A 23,377-nucleotide genomic window follows, 5' to 3' on the forward strand; every position below is an offset into this window, starting at 1 on the left:
CCCTGCCTGAACGAAAGACACCACTCATGCATCTGCCCCCGCCCGACCGTACCGCCGGCCCCCGCACCGGCTACACCCGCGCCCACTGGGAGGCGGCGGCCGACGCCCTGCTCGCCGCGGTGGAGCCGTACGCCACCGAGGACCGCGCCCTCTACCACCTCCCCGGTGACCACGAGAGCTGGTCGGGCCGCCTCTCCGACGGGCTGGAGGGCTACGCCCGTACGCTGCTGCTGGCGGCCTTCCGCCGGGACGAGACCGCGCTCGGGCGCTACGCCGAGGGACTCGCGGCGGGCGTCGGCGGCGTCTGGCCCCGGATCGAGGACCGCGGCCAGCCCCTTGTCGAGGCGGCCTCGATCGCCCTCGCGCTGCGGCTGACGCGGCCTCTGCTGTGGGACCGCCTGGACGACGCCGTACGACAGCGGGCCGCCGACTGGCTGGCCGACGCGCTGACGGCAGAAGCCTGGCCGTGCAACTGGGAGTTGTTCCCGGTGACGGTCGGCGGATTCCTCCAGGAGATCGGCCACGAGCCGGACGCGTCCCGCAAGGCGATCGACCACGGCCTGGAGCGCATCGAGGAGTGGTACGTCGGCGGCGGCTGGTACACCGACGGCGACGGACGCAAGTTCGACTACTACAACGGCTGGGCCATGCACCTCTACCCGGTGCTGCACGCGTGGCTGGCGAAGGACGACCGGCTGCTGGAGTTGTACGGAGGCCGCCTTGAACGCCATCTCACCGACTACGCCCGCCTGTTCGGCTCGGACGGCGCCCCGATGCACCAGGGCCGCTCCCTGACGTACCGCTTCGCCACGACGGTCCCCCTGTGGCTGGGCGCGCTGACGGGCCGTACGCCGCTGTCGCCGGGGGAGACCCGCCGGCTGGCCTCGGGCGCGCTGAAGTACTTCCTCGACCGGGGCGCGGTCGACGAGCGGGGGCTGCTCACGCTGGGCTGGCACGGTCCCGACTCCGGTGTACTGCAGGGATATTCGGGCCCCGCGTCGCCGTACTGGGCGAGTAAGGGCTTCCTCGGGCTGCTCCTGCCCCCGGACCACCCGGTGTGGACGGCACCGGAGGAGCCGGGCCCGGCCGAGCGGGCCGACGCGGTGACGTCGATTGCCGCGCCCAACTGGCTTGTGCAGTCGACGAGTTCGGACGGCCTGGTCCGGCTCCACAACCACGGTAGCGAGGACGTGCGCTACGACCCGTACTACACGCGCCTCGCCTACTCGACCGTGACGGCGCCCTCGGCGTCGTACGACAACAGTGTGATCGTCGGCGACGATCCGAGCCGTACGGGCATCGAACCGCTCGGCGTGGGCGACGGCTGGGCCGCCTCGCGGCACACGACGGCTTCCGGCGCCCGGGTGACGAGCCTCGTGCTCGCCCACGGGGCGGCGGAGGTGCGGGCCCACCTGGTGACGGGGGCGGCACCCGGCACCCTGGTGCGCGTGACCGGGTGGGCGGCGCCGGACGGCGTCCGTGCCGAACTCCTGCCCGCCGTCGGACTCACCGACGAGCTCACCGGCGTCACCGGCGAGAGCGCCACCCTGTTCGTCGCGCTGGCCCGACTGACCGCCGAGCCGGAACCGGTCCCGCTGGCGGAGTCGGTGTCCGTGCGGGTCGAGGGGGAAGGGGAGCTGGACGTCCGCTGGAGCGGGGGGTCCGGGGCGCGGATCCGGGTGGACGAGAGCGGAGTCGAGGTCACCGTACGAGACTGACGGGTCCCACCTGCCGGCTCCGGGACACCGACACCGCGGAGGCGGCCGCCCGGGATCCGGCGCTGCCCGTCGAGGTCATGCGCCGGATGGTCGAGCGGCTGCGCTGAGCAGCCTTGAGGGTGAGGGCTGTCGTGTACGACGGTGACCTGTCGTACGTCGTGCAGATGTCATGCCCCTTGGTTGCCGCCGGGCGGCGAGGGGTCGCCGAAACCCGTTGCCCCGTTTCACGGACGTGCCCAAGAATCCCTCGTATGACTTCCGCGATTCGCCACGTGACCATCGACTGCGCCGACGCCTACGCCCTCGGCAGCTTCTGGTCCCAGGTCCTGGACCAGCCCCTGCACGACGACGACCACCCCGGCGACCCGGAGGCGCTGATCGAGGGCGCGGGCCTGCTCTTCGTCACCGTGCCCGAGGCCAAGACCGTCAAGAACCGCGTCCACCTGGACCTCCAGCCGCAGGACCGCACCCGCGACGAGGAGGTCGAGCGGCTGCTCGGGCTGGGCGCGAAGCTGGTCGACGACCACAGGAAAGAGGACGGCACGGGGTGGGCGACGCTGGCCGACCCGGAGGGGAACGAGTTCTGCGTGGAGCGGAGTGCGGGGGAGCGCGGAAACTGAAGTGCCGGGGCGGCCTTCTTCGGCCAGGCCTGCCCGTGCCGCCCGCGACACTTCGGCCGAGGCCGAAGTGATGCGCGCCTAGCGTGCAGGTGTGACTGACAGCTCGCACTCGCAGAAGACACCCGCTCAGGCCGTCACCGGCATGGTGGATCATGTGCTGGCCCTCGCCTCCACCTGGACCGCCTGGGACGGCAAACCCGCCCACGCGGACGACCGCGTCTACACCCCGCACAAGGCGATCCGCCGGGTCGCCGACCACCTCGTCGACCACTTGGCGGAGATGGAGGCCAGGCTGGTCGGCGAGCGGCCCCGGCCCGACCACTGGCACGCCTCGGCCAGCACCACCGAGGCGGACTTCGCCCCCTTCACCCAGGAGGATCTGGACGAGGCCCGCAGCCGTCTCGTGCGGCTCGCCCGGATCTGGGCCAACCGCCTGGACGCCCTGACCGACGAACAGCTCGACACCTCGCCCGGCGAGGGCTGGAGCTTCCGTGAGCTCGCCCTGCACCTCGAGGAATCGACGTACTACGCCGACGCCGTGGGCGATCTCTCATGACCCCCTTCGCCGCGCTGCACCACACCGACGAGCCCCTCTTCCTGCCCAATGCCTGGGACCACGCCTCCGCGCTGGCCCTGGCCGCCCGGGGCTTCCCGGCGATCGGTACGACGAGCCTGGGTGTCGCCGCTGCCGCCGGGCTGCCCGACGGTGCCGCGGCAACCCGCGAGGAGACCCTGTGGCTCGCCCTCGCTCTCGGTTCGGAGCCGTTCCTGCTGTCGGTCGACGCGGAGGGCGGATTCAGTGAGGACCCGGACGAGGTCGCGGAGTTCGCGCGCGAGCTGTCGGTGCTCGGCGCGGTCGGCATCAATCTGGAGGACGGGCTGGGCCCTGCCGACCTGCACGCCGCGAAGATCGCCGCGGTGAAGAGGGCCGCTCCGGGACTCTTCGTCAACGCGCGCACGGACACGTACTGGTCGGGTGACGGCGCGGGGACGATCGCGCGCCTGGACGCCTACCAACAGGCGGGCGCGGACGGCGTGTTCGTGCCCGGCCTCACTGATCCACGCTGGATCACCGAGCTGGTGCGTGCTCTCGACGTCCCCCTCAACATCCTCTACTCACCCACCGGTCCCACCGTCGCCCACCTCGCCGGCCTCGGCGTACGTCGGATCAGCCTCGGCTCGCTGCTGTACCGGCGGGCGCTGGGTGCCGCCCTGGAGACGGTCGCGGACATCGCGGCCGGCCGCACGCCACGGGGTGCGGCGCCGACGTATGACGACGTACAGGCGCTCGGTGGCCAGTGCGCCGGCGCCCAGGACCGCCGGCACCAGCGCGTACACCCCGCAGAAGAGCAGGACGACGGCCACCAGCGCGCTCCCGCCGAGCGCCGCGAGTCTGCGTCCGGGCAGCAGGACGACCGCCGCAGCCAGCCCGGCGAGCGTGACCGCCGCCAGGCAGGCAGAGGTAGCCCGCAGTAGCACCGCCACTTCGAGCACGCCGTACCCGGCCGCGCACGTCACGCCCGCGCACGCCCCGGCGAGCACCAGCAGGCTCTGCCGTACCGTCGCGCGCGGCACCAGCGTGGCACCCAGCCGCGCGCCGCCGGCGAGGTAGGCGTTCACGGCGCCGAAGGTCAGCAGCAGGGCCGCTGCGGCGGCCACCGGGCGGGCGTACGGGCCGATGCCGTGCTCCAGGAGGAGCGTGAGCGGTGTCGACGTCGTCCCGGCCCGGGCGCCGAGCACGCCGACGACCGTCACGGCGAGCCCGACGTACAGACAGGACACGACCGCCCAGGCCGCCAGTGTGACCCGGGGCAGGTCGCGGCGCGGCGCCGCGAACTCGCCGGAGAGATGGGTGATCGCCTCCCATCCCGCGAACGCGAAGAACAGCACGCCCGCCGCCGAGCCGACCGAGGCCCAGCCGTGCGGCAGGAACGGCGAGAAGTGCGCGGCCCTCAGCTCGCCGGCCGAGGCCGTGACGGTCAGGCACAGCAGCAGCGCGAGCAGGCCGACGAGCAGCAGCTGCAGTCGGCCCGACGTCCGCAGTCCGACGAGGTTCGCGCCGACCGCGAGAGCCATGACCACGGCGGCCACCAGCGGCGCGGCCCCCCGCCCCCCGCCCGCCGCCTGCGCCACGTACTCCCCGCCGATCAGCGCGGCGGCAGGTACGCCCAGCGGCACGGCCCAGTAGAACCACCAGCCCACCGGTACGGCCGCCCGTGTCCCGAAGGCCCGCCGGACGAACGCCGAGACGCCACCCCCGCCGGGGTACCGGGCCCCGAGCGCCGCGAACACCAGGGCCACCGGCAGGCTCATCCCGATCAGCCCGGCCCAGGCCAGCACGGACGCCGGACCGGCCGCGGCGGCGGCCGCGGACGGCAGCGCCAGCACCCCCGGTCCCAGCACCGCCCCGACGGACAGGGCCACCCCGGTCCCGAGCCCGATCCCCGTACGCCCGCACTGCTCACCCTTCACCGCGCAACTCCTCACCCGTCGTTCGGTATGTCGCGGCGAACGTAGGCGGGTGGACCGGTCCTTGGTCGATCCACCGAATTCCCTTCGGAATCCGAGGCAGACTGCCGGTCATGGACGAACTTGATTCGGCGATCGTCGAGCACCTTCAGCGTGACGCACGGCTGACCAACCGCGAGTTGGCCCGCACGCTCGGCATCGCACCGTCCACCTGCCTGGAACGCGTACGGAACCTGCGCAACCGCGGTGTGATCACCGGCTACCACGCCGCCGTCGACCTGCGCGCCCTCAACCGCAACGTGCAGGCCCTGCTGTCAGTGACCGTGCGGCCACTCAGCCGGGAGGTCATCGAGGGGTTCAAGGCGTACGTCGCCTCGCTCCCGGAGGTGCTGTCGGTGTTCGTCGTCGCCGGGAGCGACGACTTCCTGGTCCATGTGGCCGTGCCCGACGTCGACCACCTGCACGGCTTCCTGCTGGACCGCTTCAGCAAGCGCCGCGAGGTCGTCAACTTCCGCAGCGCGGTGATCTATCAGCACGTCAGCAATCCGGTGACCAGCCGTCTCGACTAGGACCTGCTCGGGGGGTCGTAGGTGACGTCGTTGTTCTCCTCGCGGGGCCAGTGCTCCAGCGCCACGTGCAGGGCGTCGACGGCGCGGTCCCATGACTTCTGTACGTCACGAGGGGCGCCGAAGCCTCCGCCGGCCTCCAGGGCGCAGTAGCCGTGGAAGGTGCTGCGCAGCAGGCGTACGGCGTCGGTGAGGTCGGGTTCGTCGAGGCCGTAGGCGCGGAGCATGCCGTAGGTGATCTCGGCGGTGCGGTGGAAGGCGGGGGAGTCGGCGACGAGGGACTGGTCGATGCGGATCTGGGTGGCCGCGTACCGGCCCGGGTGCTGGAGGGCGTACGCCCGGTAGGCGCCGGCGAAGGCGACCAGCGCGTCCTTGCCTGCGCGCCCGGCCACAGCCACCGCGATCCGGTCGACCAGCTCGCCGCCCGCGAACAGCGCGAGCCGGGTCCGCAGGTCCTGGAGGTTCCTGATGTGCGAGTACAGGCTCGCGTCCTTCACCCCGAAGTGCCGGGCCAGCGCGGACACGGTGACGTTCTCGAAGCCGGCCTCGTCGGCGAGGTCGGCGGCGGCTGCGACGACCCGGTCGGTCGTGAGGCCGGCACGGGCCATGTGGACTGCCTCCGTATCACCAGGCTCCAACCTAGAGTGTCTAGGTTGGAGCCCAGTGTATGCAGTCATCCGTCAGGGCAGCGCTTCGAGGAACTCCTCGACGGCCGCGCAGAACTCCCCCGGGCGCGTGGTGTGTACGAGGTGGCCCGCCGGGATCGTGACGAGCCGGCCGGCGGGGAAACGGGCGGCCATCGCGGCGATCTCGTCCTGGGGGAGCCGGCTCTCGGGGCCGCCCGCGACCACCATCGTCGGTGCCGTGACGTACGCGTCCCAGGCCGTGCCGTCCGAGGTGAGCCCGTGCAGGAGGACGAGCGGCGGGGCTTCGGGGTCGCCCGACTCCCGGTACGCGAGCCGTACGGTGTCGGCCATGAGCTGTGCACTCCTCAGGGATCAGCCGATCGGCGCGTACAGCACGCCCAGCTTGTCGATCTCGTCGCCCGCGCGGCCCGTGAAGCCGACGATCTGCCGGCCGGACGGGGCCGTGAAGGTCTTCGTGTCGGTCGTGGCCGTACCGGCGGACAGAGTGCGGCCCTTGTCCGTGGTGAACGCGGCCGAGAAGATCCGGGTCCAGCCGTCCTTCTGCCCCTCCGTCAGCTTCACTGACGTGAGGTGTTCGCCGGACGCCAGGGTCAGGGACGTCGCCGTGCCGCCCGTGCCGCCGTGGGTCAGCGTCGTCCCGGCGTCGTGCGTCAGCGACACCGCGTCCAGACGGGCGCCGGCGCGCAGGGTCAGCGTGCGCGGGGAGAGCGCGGACGGCAGGTCGTCGGCGTCGTTGAAGGCCGTGCCGTGCGGTCCGCCGAAGAAGTCGCTCGCCTGCAAGGTGGAGTTGAGCGTGTAGGAGAAGTCGACCGTGTGCGGGAAGTGGTCGGAGAGGTTGCCGCCCGAGGAGTCCAGGAAGGACGCCCACTCGTTGTTGTAGCGGGTCGCGTTCAGGGTCAGCAGCTTGCTGCCCCGGTAGAAGATCTTGTCCACGACTTCGCAGTCATTGGTCGGTGCCGTCGTCGGGCACAGCAGCGGCTCCGCGCCCTGCGTCGGCCGCGTACCGCCCTTCACCAGCTTCACCCACGCGTCCGTCAGACCGTTCTCGTCGGCCAGCGTGCGGATGTTGTCGCCGGTGCGCGTGTACCGCGTGTTCGTGTCGCCCATCACGATCACCGCGTTGCCCGCGGAGTTCGCCTGGATGAAGTCGGAGAGCTGCTCGACGTTGGCGCGTCGGGCGGCCAGCGCGTCGTCCGTGTCGTCCGCGTTGGTGTGAACGTTGTAGAGGTCGACGAAGACACCCTCGGCGAGGCGTACCCGGGCGAGCGTGAAGCCCTTCGGGGTCAGGCAGTTCGTGCCGGTGCAGTCGTTCCACTTCACCCGCTCGAAGTCCTCGAAGGGGTAGTCGGAGAGGGTGTTGAGGCCGTCGCCTATGCCTGCCCCGCCGCTCGTCGCCGTGCGGTACGCGTGGTTGTCGCCCGCGTACAGCGCCGCGTGGTAATTGAAGTCCTCCTGGACGTTGACGATGTCGTACGCGGCGAGCCGCGGCGATATCAGCGGGGTGTTGGTCGCCGGGTTGCCGGAGCTCAGGCCCTCGGGCAGGCCCGCGACGTTGTAGGTGAGGACGTTGAAGGTGCCGGTGGTAGCGGCCGCTGCGGGCGTCGCACCAGTGGTGGCGGCCAGGCCGGTGAAAGCCAGCGCGGCGGCCGCGAGGGTGCCGATGAGTCTTCTCATGGGGGGGTGTCTCCGGTCGGAGGGAGAGGGGAGGGGGCGGAAGATCAACGGTGCTCAGCGTGCGGCCAACCAGTGTGACCGACAAGGGCTGTTGGGGAAACAGTGAAAGTCGCGCTGTTCACATCCGCGCTGTTCGGTTGTGCGCCGATCACTTCTTCCCGCGTCGCTTTGGACGGGCACGGCGCGGACGTTACGGCGCGTCCAGTTCCCCGAGCGCCGCCCCCACATGCGCCGGACCCCCGGAGCGGCCGCCGGGGGACGTATGGTTGCCGGAGTTTTCGAGTCACGGGGGCCCGGTTGACGTACGACGCGCGACGTGAGGACGGAGAGCCCGGCAGCCGTACGCCCGACGGCACACCGGAGGGCACACCGGCACCATCCGCACCACCATCCGAACCACCGCCCCCCACCGAGCGCCCCCTGTGGCGGCAGCGGGACTTCGGGATCTTCTGGGCCGCGCAGACCCTCTCCGTCCTCGGTGACTCCTTCGCCCTGATCGCGCTGCCCCTGCTGGTGCTCCAGGCCACGGGTTCCGTCGCGCGGATGGGGCTGCTCACGGCGGTGGGCGGGGCGGCCTCGGTGCTGGCGGCGCTGTTCGCCGGGGCGGTGGTGGACCGGGTCGACCGCCGCAGGCTGCTCATCGCCTGCGACCTCGTACGCATGGGGCTGTACGCGGTGATCCCGCTGGTGTGGCTGTACGGCCCGCGGATCTGGCTGCTGTACGCCATCCTGCCGCTGTGCGAGGCCGTCGGCATGCTCTTCGCCGTCGGCTACGTCACCGTCGTCCGGAGCCTGGTCGGCACCTCGCAGCTGACGGAGGCCAACGGACGACTGAACGTGACCGCCGCCGCGGCCGGTGTGCTGGGGCCGCTGTGCGCGGGGTTGGTGGCCGCCTGGACCGGCCCGGCGGCCGCCGTCGGCGTGGACGCGGCCAGCTTCGGGGTGTCGGCCGCCTGCATGGTCTTCGTACGGTTCCGGGGGCGGGCCGGGGCCGGTGATGACCGGTCGGCGGCGCGTCCCGGGCTGTGGCGGGACCTGCGTGCCGGGGTGTCCTTCCTGTACCGGCACCCGGTGCTCCGCACCCTGACCGCCCTCCTCTTCGTCTTCAGCTTCCTCACCCTCGGCCTGACCGACCTGGTCATCTACCACCTCAAGCACGACCTCCGGCACGACGACGGCACCGTCGGCAGCGTCATGGCCGCCGGTGCGCTCGGCACGATCGCCGGCTCCCTGCTGGTGGCCCGGGTCCGCCGCCGGTTCGGTTTCGGCGTGACCTGGACCGGCGCGGTCGCGGTGTGCGGGCTCGCGTTCGCCGGGCTGGGCTGGGCGCGGGACGTGCCGGTCGTCGCGGTCCTGAGCGCGGTCTTCCTGGCCTGTGTGGCCGTGGCGGGCACCAGCTCCATGACCCTGCGCCAGGAGGTGACCCCGGAACACCTGCTGGGCCGGGTCACCTCCGCCTTCTGGACCCTCCACTACGCGGCGGCCCCGGCCGGCGCGGTCGTCCTCACCTGGGCGGCGGAACGGCGGGGCACCGCGCCGGTCGGCCTCGTCGCCGGCGCGTGCTGCGTCCTGGTCGCGGTCGCCGCGCTGTTCACACCGATCCGCGGATCGGGCAGACACTGACCGGGGCCTCACTCACCCGCACGCACCTGCCCCGCGCAGTGCGGCCAGCGCCGCCCAGACGGCGCCGGGCTCTTCCCGGTCGAACACCCGCGGGGCGAATCCGCCCCCGGCGGCGAACACGACGTACGCCTCCGCCTGATACGAGAGGTCTCCCCACGGCTCCCGCCCGTGCGCCCGCGCGAGCACCCGGCCGCACCGCACACAGGTGATCCACGGCACGAGCGCGACATCCGCCGACGGATGCTCCGGCAGCACATCCCGCACGGCCGTCGGTTCCTTGGCCCCGTCCTCGAACACCCGCAACACCGCGAGCTGTTCGGGATCCGGCGGACACGCCACGATCCGCGCCGCGAGCCGGTCCCACACGCCCCACTGCTCGGCCATCACAGCGATCTCGGCCCGCGTCGACTCGCCTACACGCAGACCCAGTTCGAGCAACCGGCCCACCAGGACGTCGAGCCCGCCCTCCTGCTCCCCGATGTCCCAGCAGCCCTGAACCTCGTCGACGTCCTCGGATGCCGGGAGCAGTCCGGCGAGCCGGGTCCATACGGCGGCTTCGGCGGCGTATGCCTTCGTACGTTCGTCAGTCACCGGGGCGAGGGTAGCGGGGCGCCCGTCGCCGTCCCGGAAGCAGTGTCGCCGGCAGCAGGGCCAGGGCGAGTGAGGTCGCCGCGGCCGCGTACGGGGCGCGGAAGGACGTCGGGTCCGGGCCGGCCGAGCCCAGGATCACGGAGGTGAGGACGGTGCCGACCGATGCGCACAGCTGCTGGCTGATGCTGAGGGCGGTGCCGGCCGCGGCCATGCGGGACTTCGGGAGATCGCGGGTCGCGGTGGTCATCGTCGGCATCAGGACGGTTCCGGCGCCGACGCCCATCACCATCGACGAGGCGACCAGCCGCCACGGCGCCACGCCCTCCGTGCCGATCTGGAGGGCCGTCAGTGCCATGCCCAGCGACCCCACCACGATGCCGGCCTGGATCAGGGGGCGCGGTGAGACCCGGTCGATCCGGCGGGCGGCGAGTTGCATCGTCGCGCCGACGGCGAGTCCGACCGGCGCACCCAGGAGTCCCGTCGCCGTGGCGCTCAGACCGCGCTCCTGCTGCCAGTACACCGGCCCGAGCAGCATCGACCCGAAGTAGCCGCAGGTGAACAGCGCGAGGGTGCCGATGCCGGCGGCGAAGGTGCGGTCGCGCAGCAGACGCAGGTCGAGCAGCGGCCCGGAGGCTGTGAGGGCGCGCCTCACGAAGGCGGCGACGAGTGCGACGCCGGCCAGGGTGGGGGCGAGCGCGTCGGCTCCCGCGAAGTCGCCGTGCTCCCCGGCGCGCGCCAGCCCGAACAGCAGCAGCGCCAGGCCCGGCGAGAGCATCAGCAGGCCCGGCACGTCCAGCCCGGGCGGCGGCGGTGACTGTGCCGACCGCGCCTCGCCCGGCGCGTCGCGCGTCAGCAGCCTCGCCGCGAGCACCAGCGCCACCGCCCCCACCGGCAGGTTGACGAGGAAGATCCAGTGCCAGGACGCGGCGTCGAGCAGCCAGCCGCCCAGCACCGGTCCGGCCACCGGCCCGACCAGCACGGGCAGCCCGAACAGGGCCATGGCTCGCCCCATCCGCGCGGGGTCCGCGATGCGCATCACCATCGTCATGCCGACCGGCATGAGCAGCCCGCCGCCGAGCCCCTGCACCACGCGGAACGCGATGAGACTGCCCGCGTCCCAGGCGCACGCGGCGAGCAGCGACCCCAGGGTGAACAGGACGAGGGCGGTCAGGTAGGCGCGCTTGGCGCCGATGCGGGCCATCACCCACGCCGCCGTCGGGATGACGGCGGCGAGCGCGAGCGTGTATGCGGTCACGGTCCACTGGATGGTCTCCAGCGGGGCGTGGAACGCGTCGGAGAGGCTGCGCAGCGCGACGTTGACGATCGTCATGTCGAGTACGGACATCACCGAGCCGGTGATCACTACGGCGATGGTGCGGTTGAGCGCCGAGGGCGAGGAAAGCCGGGCCGGATCCCACGGCGCCTCGGTCTCCTCGTCGGCCGCTGCCCGTGCCGATGTCATCTTCCGCGCCCCCTCAGCCCGCGTAGGGCCGGGTCGCGCGTGCCGTCCGCAGGGCCCGCCCCCACCAGGACAGCTGCCCCAGCATGCCCTTCGCCGCGCCCTCGCACACGGCCGTGTCGCGCGGTACGCCGTCCTCGCCGAGGCCCGACCACGGCCCGTGCAGGCTGACCGAGTCCCGCACCGTCATGGCGTGCAACTCCGCGAAAACGAGCCGGAGTTGCTCGACGGCGCGCAGGCCTCCGGAGAGTCCGCCGTAGGAGACGAAGCCGACCGGCTTGGCGTGCCACTGCCCGTGGTGCCAGTCGATGAGGTTCTTCAGGGCGGCGGGGAAGCTGTGGTTGTACTCGGGGGTGACGACGACGAAGGCGTCGGCGTCGGCCAGCCGCGGCGTGACGTCCCGCAGCGCGGCGACGGCCTCCGGGCTCGGTGTGCCGCCCCAGCCGGGCATGACCAGCGGCAGCCGGACGTCCGCGAGGTCGATGACGTCCAGTTCCAGGCCGTCGTCGGCGGCCGCGACGTCCAGGAACCAGTCGGCGACGGACCGGCCCGCACGGCCCTCGCGGACACTGCCGACGACGACGGCGACGCGCAGCGGTGCGCCCTCGGTTCCGGCTCCGGCTTCGAACTGGGTGGCAGGCATGGTGATGTCCCCTCGTGAGCGGGTCGGCCGCCCGGTGCGGCCTGCCCTCCGGTAAAGTACAACGTGCGTTGTGAAAATTACAACGCTCGTTGTAAGTCTTGAGGAGGCGAGTGTGGGCAGCAGCAATGACGCCCGGGTGGAGCAGGCGCGGCGCGAGATCCCGCCCCGGAAGCTCGAGAAGCAGATGGCCATGGCGAGCGCGGCCTGCACGGTCTTCGGTCACGAGGGCTACGCGCGCGCCTCCGTCGACGCGCTCGCCGCCGCGGCCGGCGTCTCGACGCGCACGCTCTACAACCACTTCCCGGGCGGCAAGGCCGAGCTCTTCCGTACGGTCGTCACCTGGACCTCGAGCGAGGTGAAGGACGCCCAGATCGCCCGGATCCAGGCCCTCCTGGACCCCGCACGCCCGCCCCGCCCGGACGATCTGGAACGCGACCTCGTCGCCCTCGCCCGCGCCTTCGTCGGCCTCATGAGCGAGTACCCGAACCACTTCGCGCTCGTCCGCCACATCCACGCCGAGGCCGACCACGTGCCGCCCGAGGTGCTGGAGGCGTGGCACGACGCGGGGCCGGCGCCGGTCGGCCGCGCGCTCGCCGACGCCATGACGGGCCTCGCGGACGCCGACCTCATCGACGTCCACGGCGACGCGGCCCTGGCGGGCGGCCACTTCATGGCCCTGACCTCACACGCGATCGTGCAGACCTCCCACTACGGCGTCCTCCCGCTGGCGAAGGAGGAGACCGACCGCCTGATCACGGGTGGTGTCGCGGCGTTCCTGCGGGCGTACCGGGCCGGCTGAGGCTTCCACTGGGCGGTACTCGCCCCGACCTGGCCCCGGATCCGCGGGGATCCGGGTCATTCAGCCGCCCTGGGTGGCGCCGAGGACGGCGAAGACGAGGCTGACCGCGAGCCGGGGCCGTAAGCCGGAGACGGAGGCGTCGGCGTGCGTCATCCGTTCACACCCGCGTAGTGGCGCAGGCTCCGCCGCCACAGCAGCCGCGAGGCGAGATACGCCAGCACGCCCAACAGCGGTGAGATCGCCGCCAGCCAGTACGGGACGCCGGTGTCGTGGCCGTGGCCCGTGAGGACGGCGGCCGGGAAGTACGCGATGAACGCGAGCGGAAGCCCGAAGGTCAGCAAGCCGCCCACCGCCTTCGGCAGCACGTTCAGCGGGTAGCTGCCGAAGGTGCCGAGGAGTTCCTCCAGCCAGCGGCCCCAGTAGTCGGCGGCGGGGAAACGCAGGGTCGCGCAGGCCACCACGCAGAACAGCGCGGCCTCCAGCAGCATGCCGCCGACGACCGCGGCGATCAGGTACGAGATCTGGCCCGCGTTCCACTCCAGGCGGCTGCGGCTGAGCGCGCCCACCATCAGACCGGCCGCGACCGTCAGGTCACCGATCGCGTTGGTCGGGAAGTAGGCGAGCTGGACCTGCCGGTGCACCGGCAGCGGGCGGACCAGGTAGACATCGATCATCCCTTCCTGGACCTGTCGGCCGATGAAGTGCAGGCGCCCCAGCACCAGCACGAACAACCCGTGCGCGAGCATCCGCGTCGCCGGGATCATCAGCACGTCGGAGCTGTCCCAGCCGCCCATCCCGGCGAACCGGGCCAGCAGCACCGTCGCGAACACGATCACCGACACCTGCCAGATCGCGCCGATGGCGATGTTCAGCAGGAACTCGACGCGGTACTCCATCGCGGCACGGATGTTGAGCAGCGTGATGCGCCACACGATGCGCACAGCCTTCAGCGACACGTCAGCCTCCCTGTGAGATCACGCGTCGCGCGGCCCGCCGCCACACCCGCCGGGTGAGCAGCGCCAGTACGACGACCCAGGCGGCCTGGACCGCCAACTGAACTCCGGCGTCGGACAGTTGGATCCTGCCGACGTAGATCGACAGCGGCACGCTCAGTGTCGCCTGGAACGGCAGGAAGCCGCTCAGTGTGATGAACCAGTCCGGGAAGAACCACAGCGGCGCGTACACCCCGGACAGCAGGTTCTGCGCGAAGATCAGGATCAGCATCGCGGAGTTGTTGCGGATGGTGAAGAAACACAGCTGGTCCAGGAGGAGCATCACGTAGTACAGCACCCACTGCCCGAGCAGCAGACTGACCGCGAACACCCCCGCCACGGCGGCCGACTCCGGCGGATCGATCACCCCGGCCGCCAGGCACACCAGGTATCCGCCGAGCGCCCACGCGAACCCGTACAGCTGCTCGCCGAGGGCCCGCAGGGCGTAGTAGCGCTGGGGCGGCAGCGGGCGCAGATACCAGTAGACGATGGTGCCGAAGTGCATGTGCTGGAGCACCGTGTCCCGGCCCGCGTACTGGTCCAACTCCCGTAGCCGGGAGGCGAGTACGGCAAGGACGGCGTACGTGACCGCTTGGCCCTCGTCGAGTCCGGCGGTGCTGTCGGTGTGGGAGTACAGGCCGTGCCACAGGGAGGCGACCAGGACCACCTGCACCGTCAGCCGGAGCAGTACGGCGGTCATCCGGGGTGGCGTGTGCAGCTCGCCGAGCGGGGTGACGCGGGCGGTGCGCCACGCGTGCAGAACGGCCATCACACCGCCTCGGCGTGGACGTACGCGGCCCGCATCACGTCTTCCAGGTCGGCCTCGTCGATGGCGACGCCCGTCACCTCGTACCGCTCGATGACCGCCTTCAACGCCTGGTGCACGGTGGGGGCGTCGGGCCCGTCGGGGCCGAACACGGCCTCGGGCCCGTCGTGCCGCAGCACCGCGATGCCCGGCAGTCCCACGACGTCCGTGTGCGCGTCGGCGAGCGTGGCCCGCACCTGCCAGGTCGAGCCGAACTTGCGGCGGATCTCGTCGAGGCTGCCGTCCAGGACGAGCCGGCCATGGTTGATCAGGACGACCCGCTCGGCGAGCCGCTCGACCTCTGTCATGTCGTGCGTGGTCAGCAGGACCGTACGGCCGCGCTCCTCGACCTGGTGCCGGAGGAACTCCCGCACCTGCTCCTTGACCACCACGTCCATGCCGATGGTCGGCTCGTCCAGGAAGACCACCCGCGGGTCGTGCAGCAGGGCGGCCGCGAGGTCGGAGCGCACCCGCTGGCCCAGGGAGAGATGGCGCACCCGGGTGTCCCAGAAGGACGACAGGTCGAGCAGGTCGTCGAACTCCTTGAGCCGGGCGGCGTGTTCGGCCTTCGGCACCTCGTAGATGTCCCGCAGGATCGCGAACGACTCCCGCACCGGCAGGTCCCACCACAGCTGGGTGCGCTGCCCGAACACCGCACCGATGTTACGGGCGTTGCGCTCGCGCTCCAGGTACGGCACCACGCCCGCGACCCGGGCCTCGCCGGAGGACGGCGTGAGGATGCCGGTGAGCATCTTGATGGTGGTGGACTTGCCGGCGCCGTTCGGGCCGAGCAGGGCGAGGAGTTCGCCGGGGGCCACGTCGAAGGTGACGTCGGAGACGGCGTGCTTGGCGACCCGCTCCGGGTTGACCAGGGAACGCAGCACGCCGGTGAAGCCGGGGCGGCGGACGGTGGTGTGGAAGGTGCGGGAGACGCCGCGGACTTCGATACTGCCGGTCACTCGGACAAACTCCTTGTCGTATACGTGAAGTGCGGCCGGTCGGCTGGGGAGCCGACCGGCCGCGGACGACTTCACGACCCTGGCGGAATGTCGATCAATGGGTCAATCGATTAATCGACGGGCCCCTGATCGATCAGTCCGTCCTCGAGAAGACGAAGGAGAACTCCGTCGGCTCGGCCCGCAGGAAGTACTGCGGAAGCGGGCCCGGGCCGCAGGACTGGGAGCCGATGCCGTGCTGGCCGTGGTCGAGGTTGACCCACACCGTGTCGCCGGCCGTGAGGTCGGTCAGGTGCGCGGCCGTGTCCAGCTGTTCGGTCGTCCAGCGGCGGGCGGAGAACCAGAACTCCGGCTCGCCCTCGATGCGCAGGCCGCCGATCTCCGCCCAGCGGACGTCGGCACGGGCGCCGTTCTCCTGGGGGCGGACGTACGGCGTCTGCAAGTCGTCCACCGAGGAGTCCCAACGGCCGAGCAACGACGCCGACTTGGTGTCCGGGTACGCCTCGCCGGGCCCGCCGCCGTACCAGCGCACGCGGTCCGCCGAGCTCGGCACTCCGAGGCGGACGCCGAGCCGGGGCAGCGGCAGCGTCCACGTGCCCTCGGGAGTCACGGACACGGTCAGCCGCAGCCGGTCCCCGTCCGAGGTCCAGCGGTACACCGTGCTCAGACCCACCTCCCGGGCGGCCGGCGCCACCCGGGTCCGCACCGTCAGTGTGTCGTCATCCAACTCCACCGCATCCAGGCGGTGTTGCATCCGGTGCAGGCCCAGCTGCCGCCACAGCACGCCGTAGCGGGTGTCCGGCTGCCACTCGGCGCCGTCGTCGTTGTCGGTGGTCGCCCGCCACACGTCCAGGCGCGGCCCGCTCACCTCCACCCCGCCGATCGACGTCAGCGCGCCGGTACGGGCGTCGAAGACGGCCGGGCCGAGGGTGATGCGCCGCTCGACGAGCACGGGCCGTTCGGTCCGGGCCACGGACACCGCCGGGCGGGCCGCGACGGGGAACTGACCCCAGCCGACCACATGGCCCCCCGGCGCCCACGCGGTGTCGGCCGCCAGCAGCGCCCGCACCGTCCACAGCGTCTCCGCACCCCGCCCGTTCTGCGGCTGCACGGGCAGTTTCACGTCGGCCGACTCGCCCGCCGCCAGCGCCGGTACCGACAGCGTGCCCGCCTCGACGGTCTCGCCGTCCACCTGGTACGCCCACTCGAAGGCGAGCGCGGACAGGTCGGCGAAGTCGTGCTTGTTGGTCACGCGGACGGTGCCGTCCGAGCCGCCCTCGATGCGGACCGGCTCGATCACCTTCTTGTACTCGAGGAGTCCGGGGGAGGGCTCGCGGTCGGGGAACAGCAGCCCGTCGCAGACGAAGTTGCCGTCGTGCAGCTCCTCGCCGAAGTCGCCGCCGTAGGCGTAGCCCAGCTCAGGGTGCCTGATTCCGTGGTCGATCCACTCCCAGACGAATCCGCCCTGGAGCCGGTCGTGGGCCTCGAAGAGCCGCTGGTAGTCGGCGAGTCCACCGGGTCCGTTGCCCATCGCGTGCCCGTACTCGCACTGGATGAAGGGGAGTTCGCGGCGCTTGTGGGTGCCGCCGTCCAGGCCCAGGCCGATTTGCTCGACCTCGGCGTGGAAGGCGTACATCCGCGAGTACATGTCCGTGTCACGGCAGTCGATGTCGCCCTCGTAGTGGACGAGCCGCGAGGCGTCCCGGCCGTGGATCCACTCGGCCATCGCCGTCAGACCGCGGCCGGTGCCGGCCTCGTTGCCGAGGGACCAGATGACCACCGACGGGTGGTTCTTGTCCCGCTCGACCATGCGGGCCGCACGGTCCAGCAGCGCCGGGGTCCAGCGGTCGTCGTCGACCGGGTTGTCCCGCCAGCCCTGTTCGGTGAAGCCGTGGGTCTCCAGGTCGCACTCGTCGATGACCCACAGGCCGTACTCGTCGCACAGGTCGAGGAAGGCCGGGTGCGGCGGGTAGTGCGAGGTGCGGACGGCGTTGATGTTGTGCCGCTTCATCAGCAGCACGTCCGCGCGCATGGTCTCCAGGTCGAGGGCGCGGCCCCGCTCCGGGTGCCACTCGTGCCGGTTGACGCCCTTGAAGAGGATCGGCTTCCCGTTGACCTTGATCAGGCCGTCCGCGAGCTCCACGGTCCGGAAACCGATCCGCAGGGGCACCCGCTCGCCCTCGACGGCCAGGACGCCGTCGTACAGCCGGGGCGTCTCCGCCGTCCACGCCTGCACCGCGACCGTCACCGACTCACCGGTGGCTGCATCGATGTCCAGGGCGGGCACGGACACCCGGCCGTCGACGTCGGAGTCGACACGCAGGGTGCCCTCGCCCGTGACATGGTCGTAGGAGGCGTGCACGAAGAAATCGAGGACGCTGCCCGCAGGGCGGTGCAGCAGGGTGACATCCCGGAAGATGCCCGGCAGCCACCACTGGTCCTGGTCCTCCAGGTACGAGCCCGCCGACCACTGGTGGACGCGGACCGCGAGCACGTTCCCGGCGGGCTTCAGCAGATGCCCGACCGCGAACTCGTGCGGCAGCCGGGAGCCCTTGAACTCGCCGATGTCCGTGCCGTTCAGCCAGACGCGGGCGCAGGACTCCACCCCGTCGAAGCGCAGCACCGCACCACCGTCCGACGGCCACTCGGCGGGCAGGTCGAAGACCCGCAGGTGGTCGCCGGTCGGGTTCTCGGTCGGGACGTGCGGCGGGTCGACCGGGAAGGGGTAGAGATGGTTGGTGTAGATGGGTGAGCCGTGTCCCTGGAGGACCCAGTGCCCGGGGACCGTCACCTCCGCCCAGTCCCCGGCGTCGTACCCCTCCTCGGCGAAGGAGTCGTCCCGCGCGTCCGCGGTCGGCGACAGCCGGAAGCGCCAACTGCCGTTGAGGGAGAGGGACGTGGCGTCCGAGGACGCGTACCAGGCGCGGGGCGGAAGGGCCCCGCTGCCCGGTGCGACGTCCTCGACGTAGTCGATGGCGGAGGTGCGGAAAGACATCGGTCTCCAGATCTTGAGAAGAAGGCGTCAGCCCTTGATGCCGGTCTGCGCGATCCCCTGCACCAGCCAGCGCTGGAGGAAGAGGAACACGAACAGCAGGGGCAGGATGGAAATGGCGGTCGCCATGAAGATCAGGTGGTAGTTGACGGTCTGGTTGGTCATGTACGACGACAGCGCGACCTGGACCGTCCAGGCACTGGGGTCCTGGCCGATGACCAGCGGCCACAGGAAGGAGTTCCACCCGTTGATGAAGGTGATCGTCGCGATCGCCGCGAAGAAGTTCAGCGAGTTGGGCACGACGACACGCCAGTACGCGCCCCAGTAACCGAGCCCGTCCACGCGCGCCGCCTCCTCCAGCTCCTTGGGGAACCCCAGGAAGTACTGCCGGAACAAGAAGCAGGTGAAACCACTGAACAGGCCCGGGATGATGAGACCGCGGTAGCTGTCCACCCAGCCGAGGGACGAGACCAGCACGAAGCTCGGGACGAAGGTGACGGCGGTCGGCACCATCAGGGTGAAGAGAACGGCGTAGAAGATCTTGTTGGCGTGCCGGTACGGGATGCGGGCGAGGCCGTAGCCGGCGAGCGAGCACACCAGCAGGGTGCCGACTGTATGCAGTACACCGACGATCAGCGAGTTCACCATCGACTGACCGAAGTCGACCGTCGTGTCGTGGAACGGCTCGGTGATGTTGCTCCACTGGATGTCCGTCGGGAAGAACTTCCAGTTCTCGCCGGTGATGTCGGAGTCCGTGGAGAGGGCGTTGCGGATCAGCAGGTAGAACGGGATCAGGAAGAGGAGGGCGGCGACGCCGATGGCGATGTACAGCCCGGTGGAGCTCATGACACCGCCGCGCCTGGTGTGCGGCGGTCGGGCCGTCGGCGTGGCACCCTTGGTCACCTCGGGTGCGGTCGTGGTCACTTGGACTCCTCCCCCCTTCCGAAGCCCATGATCTTGCCCTGGAACAGGGTCACGACGCAGATCAGCAGGGTCAGCATGACCGCGCCCGCGCTGCCCGCGCCGTAGTCCTGGTTCTGACCGAGGGCCATGTAGTACAGCTCGACGAGGGGCGGGCGGCCCCAGGTGGTCTTCGACAGGAGGTTGAAGAACTCGTCGAAGGCCTGGTACGCGGCCACGAGCAGCAGCAGGATCACGGCCGTCGAGGTCGCGCGCAGCTGCGGCAGCGTGATGTGCCGGAAGGTCTGCCAGCCCGGCTTGGCGCCGTCGATCGCGGCGGCCTCGTACAGCTCCTGCGGGATGTTCTGCAGCGCGGCCAGGAACAGGATCATGTAGAAGCCGGACTGCAGCCACAGACGCGCGGTGACGATGACCAGCCAGTACCACGGCGGGTCGGGGTTGGCGAGCCAGGCGATGTTCTCCACGCCGAACCAGCCGAGGACCGTGTTCGCCAGGCCGAAGCGGACGCCGTTGAAGATGGACATCTTCCAGATCAGCGAGGCCGCGACATAGCTGCACGCGGTCGGCAGGAAGAACACCGAGCGGAAGAACGCCCGCATGAAGCGCATCCGGTTCACCAGCATCGCCAGGCCCAGCGAGAGCGCCCAGGTGGTGGGCACGATGAACGCGGCGAAGACGGTGAAGGTGAGGAGCGCGCCGGTGAAGTTGCCGTTGTCCAGCATCTGCCGGTAGTTGTCGAACCCGGTGAACTTGTCGGGCGTGACGGTGAAGCGCGCCTCGAAGAAGCTGAGCCAGACGCTCCAGCCGATCGGAACGTAGACGAAGATCACCAGGCCGAGCAGGAAGGGGCCGGTGAAGAGCCAGAAGTTGAGGGTGGGGCTGCCCCGCAGCCCCCGCCGCGGCCGGGCCTTGGAGGCCTTGGCCGGGGCGGGGCCCGCGAGGTCGAGCTCGGTGGTGGTCGACATGTCGTGGTCCGTCCGCCGGCCTATCCGAAGAGCTTCTTGAGCTCTGCGTTGACGGTCTTCTCGGCCTTGTCGAGGGAGGCCTTCGGGTCACCGCCCTTCCGGACGCTGTCGGCGAAGACGTTCTCCGTGGCGGTGATCATCGCCTGGGTCCAGCCGATGTTGTCGAAGTGCCCGTACTCACCGAAGAGCTTGACACCCTCGGCCGGCAGGCCCGACTTGAGCTTGGTGGCGGACTCGGCGATCGAGGTGCGCGGCGGGATGTGGAAGCCGTACGAGAGAGCCCAGTCCTCCTGGTACTTCTTCTGCTCGATCCACAGCCACTTCACGTACTCCTTGGCCGCGTCGACGTTGTCGCCCTTGGCGTTGACGAACATCGACCAGCCGCCGTTGTACACCGAGGGCTTGCCGGCGTCGTTGACCTTCGGGAAGGCGAACACGCCGAGGTCGTCGCCGAGGGCCTGCTGCATGGCCGGCATGGCCCACATGCCGCAGAACTGGATGGCGCACAGGCCCTGGTTGATCGCGGACGGGTCCCAGTAGTCGGCCGGGGCGTCGAGGAGCAGGTTGCCGCTGGTGAACAGCTTGCGCATCTTCGTCAGGCCCTCGGCGACGCCGTCCGTGTTGAAGGCCGGCTCGTTCTTGTCGTTGAGGGTGTCGGCACCGGCCGACCAGATCATCGGGTTGATCACCGAGTGCAGGTCGTTGCCGAGGAAGGCGCCCTTGACCTTGCTGGTGGTGAGCTTGGCGGCGGCCTCGATCAGCTCGTCGAGGGTCTGCGGCACCTCGACCTTCGCCTTCTCCAGCATCGACTTGCGGTAGAAGAAGAACTGAGGGTCGTCGATCATGCGGACGCCGTATATCTTGCCGTCGACCGTGTGCGAGGCGATGTCGGCCTGGTTGAAGTCGTCCTTGACCGGGTCGATGATGTCGGTCAGATCCGCCACCTGGCCGCTCTTGACGAGCTGGATCTGCGGGTGGAACTCGAACAGGTCGGGCGCGTTCTTGGTGAGCAGGGTCGCGAAGAGCTTGCTCTCGAAGTCGGAGCCGGTGATCCACTGCGTGGTCACGTTGGCCTCCGTGTACGCCTTCGCGTACTTCTTGATGGCCTGCTCGGTGCCCGCCTCGCCGTAGGCGTGGAAGTACTGGACGAGGTTCTTGCCCGAACCCGACCCGCCACCACGGCCGTTGTTGCTGCCGCAGGCGGCCAGCGTGCCGGCGGCGGCCATGCCCGCCGCGGCCCGGAAGAGTGATCGGCGGGACCAGTTGCTGTTGCTCATTGCCGACATGCTGACGTCCTTGTCTCGAGTGCGGCCGCGGCTCTACGGCTTCAGCGCTGCGTGGCTCAAAAGGCGTTGCGGTGCGGGACGTTAACCTTCGGCTAAGGCTTCGGCAAGGGGTTGGACGAAGCCTGTTCGAAGCGTTGTGTTCGGTTCGGAATCACGAACGGGGGTGTGATGCGAAGGAGTTGAGGCCGCCGGGGCAGGGGTGCCGGCGGCCCTCGGTTACAGAGGTGGCTACAGCTTGGCCCAGGCCCGACCGGGGCCTGGGCCGCAGGTGTAGAGGATCACGTCGTCACGAAGGCGGTGCGGTACGGCTCCTTGCGCGGGTGGTGCGCTTGCCGGCTGTGTCCTTTCCTGCGCCCCGCTGTCCCACCGACTGGAGGGCGCCTTCGAGCGCGAAGGTCGCCGCGCCCAGGCACACCGGGTCGGTGGGGATGGGGGACAGGACGATCTCGGTGGCGGCCAGCGGCCGCCGCAGCGCGTGCCGGGCGACGGCCTCGCGCACCTCCTGGACCAGCGGTTCGCCGAGCCTGGAGGCGACCCAGCTGCTCAGCACGACCACTTCGGGGTTGAGGAGATTGACGAGGTCGGCGACAGCCGCACCGAGGTAACGGGCGGTGTCCCGGACCACCTTGACCGCCACCGGGTCACCGGTGCCCACGCCCCGGGCCAGCGCGTCGATGGTGGCCGTCTGGTCCTCGGGGTGCAGCAGTGGGCTGCACGGGCTCAACTCCCGCAGGTTCAGCATGATCCCGGGCGCGCCGACGTACGTCTCCACGCAACCGTGGTTGCCGCAGTGGCACAGCCGCCCGTCCAGCACGAGCGTGGTGTGTCCCCATTCGCCGGCGCTGTTGCTGACACCCCGATGCAGTCCGCCGCCCAGGACGAGCCCGGCGCCCACCCCGGTCCCGAGGTTGACCACCACGGCGTCCCCGTGCCCGCGCGCGGCCCCGAACCACAGCTCGGCGACCGCGCAGGCGCGCAGCGGATTGTCCAGGTACAGGGGATACGCGATGTGTTCGGAGAGCAGATCCAGCAACGGCACGTCGTGCCAGTCCCAGTTGGGCGCGTACTCCGCGATCCCAGTGTCGCGGTCCACCTGCCCCGGCACGCTCACCCCGACCCCGAGCACGCGGGCCGCCTCGACCCCGGCCTGCGCGACCACCGAGCCGACGGCGGCCGCGACATGGCTGACCACCTGCTCCGGGAGGCTCTCGCCGGGGCGCATGTCCTCCTCCGCGCGGGCCAGGACGTTCAGCGCGAGGTCGAACAGCTCGACATGGACGTACGTCTCCGCGATGTCGACGCCGATCAGCGCGCCCCCGGAGGTGTTGACGGCCACCAGGCCCCGGGGGCGTCCGCCCGCCGAGTCCTCGAAGCCGACCTCCGTGATCATGCGCAGGTCGAGCAGCTCGCCGACGAGCGTGGCGACCGTGGCGAGACTGAGGCCGGTGGCGGCCGCCAACTCCTGCCGGGAGGTGGGCGACGCGGCGATGATCTGACGCAGCACCTCGTAACGGTTGGCGGTGCGGATGTCACGTGATGTGCGCTTCACCGGAGCCCCTCGCATCCCTTCCGGTCCAGGCCGGGGCCACGTCGGCACCGGCGCGGCGTCAGGCTATGGGGCCCGGGGACTTTCGACAAGGGGTTAGGAAAG

At 70.9% G+C, this 23,377-nt stretch carries 20 protein-coding genes and 2 pseudogenes; 7 read left to right on the top strand and 15 right to left on the bottom strand.

What is annotated here, in order from left to right:
• Positions 1-26: 26 nt before the first annotated feature.
• The 4 genes and pseudogenes from ABT114_RS12345 to ABT114_RS12360 form a co-directional block, all read left to right on the top strand.
• Positions 27-1,718, top strand: coding sequence for a DUF2264 domain-containing protein (locus ABT114_RS12345; RefSeq protein ID WP_351141481.1), 1,692 nt, complete (start codon positions 27-29; stop codon positions 1,716-1,718).
• A gap of 251 nt (positions 1,719-1,969) precedes the next feature.
• Positions 1,970-2,338 carry a VOC family protein gene (locus tag ABT114_RS12350; RefSeq protein WP_351141483.1) on the top strand — a complete coding sequence of 123 codons (369 nt, stop codon included), beginning with the start codon at positions 1,970-1,972 and terminating at the stop codon, positions 2,336-2,338.
• A 142-nt stretch (positions 2,339-2,480) separates the two neighbouring features.
• Entirely contained in the window at positions 2,481-2,894 is a 414-nt protein-coding gene (locus ABT114_RS12355) for a hypothetical protein (protein WP_502988321.1), read from the top strand.
• A pseudogene (locus ABT114_RS12360) lies at positions 2,891-3,631 on the top strand (isocitrate lyase/PEP mutase family protein); the annotation flags it as partial. The gene ABT114_RS12355 and the pseudogene ABT114_RS12360, both read left to right, overlap by 4 nt.
• Positions 3,632-3,937: 306 nt before the next feature.
• On the opposite strand, the pseudogene ABT114_RS12365 reads toward ABT114_RS12360, so the two are convergent.
• Positions 3,938-4,825 (bottom strand): annotated as a pseudogene (locus ABT114_RS12365) (APC family permease); the annotation flags it as partial.
• Between the two features lie 95 nt (positions 4,826-4,920).
• Between ABT114_RS12365 and ABT114_RS12370 the strand changes: the two are divergent.
• Positions 4,921-5,376: an Lrp/AsnC family transcriptional regulator gene (locus ABT114_RS12370; RefSeq protein WP_351141487.1), complete on the top strand. Its 456-nt coding sequence runs from the start codon at positions 4,921-4,923 to the stop codon at positions 5,374-5,376.
• Here ABT114_RS12370 and ABT114_RS12375 read toward each other — a convergent pair.
• The 3 genes from ABT114_RS12375 to ABT114_RS12385 form a co-directional block, all read right to left on the bottom strand.
• Positions 5,373-5,981 (bottom strand): TetR/AcrR family transcriptional regulator, encoded by a 609-nt coding sequence (locus tag ABT114_RS12375; protein WP_351141489.1) that lies wholly within the window; start codon positions 5,979-5,981, stop codon positions 5,373-5,375. The two genes, ABT114_RS12370 and ABT114_RS12375, sit on opposite strands and share 4 nt — an antisense overlap.
• A gap of 72 nt (positions 5,982-6,053) precedes the next feature.
• Entirely contained in the window at positions 6,054-6,350 is a 297-nt protein-coding gene (locus tag ABT114_RS12380) for an alpha/beta fold hydrolase (protein WP_351141491.1), read from the bottom strand.
• Positions 6,351-6,371: 21 nt separating this feature from the next.
• A complete protein-coding gene (locus ABT114_RS12385) occupies positions 6,372-7,694 on the bottom strand; it encodes a jacalin-like lectin (RefSeq protein WP_351141493.1) in 1,323 nt (440 codons plus the stop codon).
• Between the two features lie 297 nt (positions 7,695-7,991).
• Between ABT114_RS12385 and ABT114_RS12390 the strand changes: the two genes are divergently transcribed.
• Positions 7,992-9,317, top strand: a complete 1,326-nt coding sequence (locus tag ABT114_RS12390) for an MFS transporter (RefSeq protein WP_502988309.1) — start codon at positions 7,992-7,994, stop codon at positions 9,315-9,317.
• Positions 9,318-9,329: 12 nt separating this feature from the next.
• Here the strand turns inward: ABT114_RS12390 and ABT114_RS12395 are convergent, their stop codons facing one another.
• From ABT114_RS12395 to ABT114_RS12405, 3 genes are read right to left on the bottom strand one after another with little or no spacing between them, the layout of a single operon-like run.
• Positions 9,330-9,908, bottom strand: coding sequence for a hypothetical protein (locus ABT114_RS12395; protein WP_351141495.1), 579 nt, complete (start codon positions 9,906-9,908; stop codon positions 9,330-9,332).
• The gene (locus tag ABT114_RS12400; RefSeq protein WP_351141497.1) at positions 9,901-11,370 is read right to left on the bottom strand and encodes a DHA2 family efflux MFS transporter permease subunit; all 1,470 of its coding nucleotides are present in this window, start codon (positions 11,368-11,370) and stop codon (positions 9,901-9,903) included. The genes ABT114_RS12395 and ABT114_RS12400 overlap by 8 nt, the downstream gene beginning before the upstream one ends.
• A gap of 13 nt (positions 11,371-11,383) precedes the next feature.
• Positions 11,384-12,010 carry an NADPH-dependent FMN reductase gene (locus ABT114_RS12405; protein ID WP_351141499.1) on the bottom strand — a complete coding sequence of 209 codons (627 nt, stop codon included), beginning with the start codon at positions 12,008-12,010 and terminating at the stop codon, positions 11,384-11,386.
• 112 nt (positions 12,011-12,122) lie between these two features.
• Here ABT114_RS12405 and ABT114_RS12410 point away from each other — a divergent pair, with 112 nt between their 5' ends.
• Positions 12,123-12,809, top strand: a complete 687-nt coding sequence (locus ABT114_RS12410; RefSeq protein WP_351141501.1) for a TetR/AcrR family transcriptional regulator — start codon at positions 12,123-12,125, stop codon at positions 12,807-12,809.
• A 149-nt stretch (positions 12,810-12,958) separates the two neighbouring features.
• Here the strand turns inward: ABT114_RS12410 and ABT114_RS12415 are convergent, their stop codons facing one another.
• The 8 genes from ABT114_RS12415 to ABT114_RS12450 form a co-directional block, all read right to left on the bottom strand.
• The gene (locus tag ABT114_RS12415; RefSeq protein WP_502988310.1) at positions 12,959-13,765 is read right to left on the bottom strand and encodes an ABC transporter permease; all 807 of its coding nucleotides are present in this window, start codon (positions 13,763-13,765) and stop codon (positions 12,959-12,961) included.
• A 1-nt stretch (position 13,766) separates the two neighbouring features.
• Positions 13,767-14,570 carry an ABC-2 family transporter protein gene (locus tag ABT114_RS12420; RefSeq protein ID WP_351141503.1) on the bottom strand — a complete coding sequence of 268 codons (804 nt, stop codon included), beginning with the start codon at positions 14,568-14,570 and terminating at the stop codon, positions 13,767-13,769.
• A complete protein-coding gene (locus ABT114_RS12425; RefSeq protein WP_351141505.1) occupies positions 14,570-15,565 on the bottom strand; it encodes an ABC transporter ATP-binding protein in 996 nt (331 codons plus the stop codon). Before ABT114_RS12425 ends, ABT114_RS12420 begins: the two co-directional genes overlap by 1 nt.
• Positions 15,566-15,698: 133 nt before the next feature.
• Positions 15,699-18,557: a glycoside hydrolase family 2 TIM barrel-domain containing protein gene (locus tag ABT114_RS12430; RefSeq protein ID WP_351141507.1), complete on the bottom strand. Its 2,859-nt coding sequence runs from the start codon at positions 18,555-18,557 to the stop codon at positions 15,699-15,701.
• 27 nt (positions 18,558-18,584) lie between these two features.
• Positions 18,585-19,478 (bottom strand): carbohydrate ABC transporter permease, encoded by an 894-nt coding sequence (locus ABT114_RS12435; RefSeq protein ID WP_351141509.1) that lies wholly within the window; start codon positions 19,476-19,478, stop codon positions 18,585-18,587.
• The gene (locus tag ABT114_RS12440; RefSeq protein ID WP_351141511.1) at positions 19,475-20,440 is read right to left on the bottom strand and encodes a carbohydrate ABC transporter permease; all 966 of its coding nucleotides are present in this window, start codon (positions 20,438-20,440) and stop codon (positions 19,475-19,477) included. The genes ABT114_RS12435 and ABT114_RS12440 overlap by 4 nt, the downstream gene beginning before the upstream one ends.
• Before the next feature lie 20 nt (positions 20,441-20,460).
• Complete coding sequence (locus ABT114_RS12445) at positions 20,461-21,726, bottom strand: ABC transporter substrate-binding protein (protein ID WP_351141513.1); 1,266 nt, start codon at positions 21,724-21,726, stop codon at positions 20,461-20,463.
• A 286-nt stretch (positions 21,727-22,012) separates the two neighbouring features.
• Positions 22,013-23,290, bottom strand: coding sequence for an ROK family transcriptional regulator (locus ABT114_RS12450; RefSeq protein ID WP_351141515.1), 1,278 nt, complete (start codon positions 23,288-23,290; stop codon positions 22,013-22,015).
• Positions 23,291-23,377: the final 87 nt, after the last annotated feature.

The sequence above is a fragment of the Streptomyces sp. NPDC002088 genome (genome assembly GCF_040296605.1).
Taxonomy (GTDB): Bacteria; Actinomycetota; Actinomycetes; order Streptomycetales; family Streptomycetaceae; genus Streptomyces.

Bases quoted from the DNA above. Each gene is read 5' to 3' on its own strand.
- ABT114_RS12345 (WP_351141481.1), top strand. From the start codon at position 27: ATGCATCTGCCCCCGCCCGACCGTACCGCCGGCCCCCGCACCGGCTAC.
- ABT114_RS12350 (WP_351141483.1), top strand. From the start codon at position 1,970: ATGACTTCCGCGATTCGCCACGTGACCATCGACTGCGCCGACGCCTAC.
- ABT114_RS12355 (WP_502988321.1), top strand. From the start codon at position 2,481: ATGGTGGATCATGTGCTGGCCCTCGCCTCCACCTGGACCGCCTGGGAC.
- ABT114_RS12370 (WP_351141487.1), top strand. From the start codon at position 4,921: ATGGACGAACTTGATTCGGCGATCGTCGAGCACCTTCAGCGTGACGCA.
- ABT114_RS12375 (WP_351141489.1), bottom strand. From the start codon at position 5,981: ATGGCCCGTGCCGGCCTCACGACCGACCGGGTCGTCGCAGCCGCCGCC.
- ABT114_RS12380 (WP_351141491.1), bottom strand. From the start codon at position 6,350: ATGGCCGACACCGTACGGCTCGCGTACCGGGAGTCGGGCGACCCCGAA.
- ABT114_RS12385 (WP_351141493.1), bottom strand. From the start codon at position 7,694: ATGAGAAGACTCATCGGCACCCTCGCGGCCGCCGCGCTGGCTTTCACC.
- ABT114_RS12400 (WP_351141497.1), bottom strand. From the start codon at position 11,370: ATGACATCGGCACGGGCAGCGGCCGACGAGGAGACCGAGGCGCCGTGG.
- ABT114_RS12405 (WP_351141499.1), bottom strand. From the start codon at position 12,010: ATGCCTGCCACCCAGTTCGAAGCCGGAGCCGGAACCGAGGGCGCACCG.
- ABT114_RS12420 (WP_351141503.1), bottom strand. From the start codon at position 14,570: ATGGCCGTTCTGCACGCGTGGCGCACCGCCCGCGTCACCCCGCTCGGC.
- ABT114_RS12430 (WP_351141507.1), bottom strand. From the start codon at position 18,557: ATGTCTTTCCGCACCTCCGCCATCGACTACGTCGAGGACGTCGCACCG.
- ABT114_RS12440 (WP_351141511.1), bottom strand. From the start codon at position 20,440: ATGTCGACCACCACCGAGCTCGACCTCGCGGGCCCCGCCCCGGCCAAG.
- ABT114_RS12445 (WP_351141513.1), bottom strand. From the start codon at position 21,726: ATGTCGGCAATGAGCAACAGCAACTGGTCCCGCCGATCACTCTTCCGG.
- ABT114_RS12450 (WP_351141515.1), bottom strand. From the start codon at position 23,290: ATGCGAGGGGCTCCGGTGAAGCGCACATCACGTGACATCCGCACCGCC.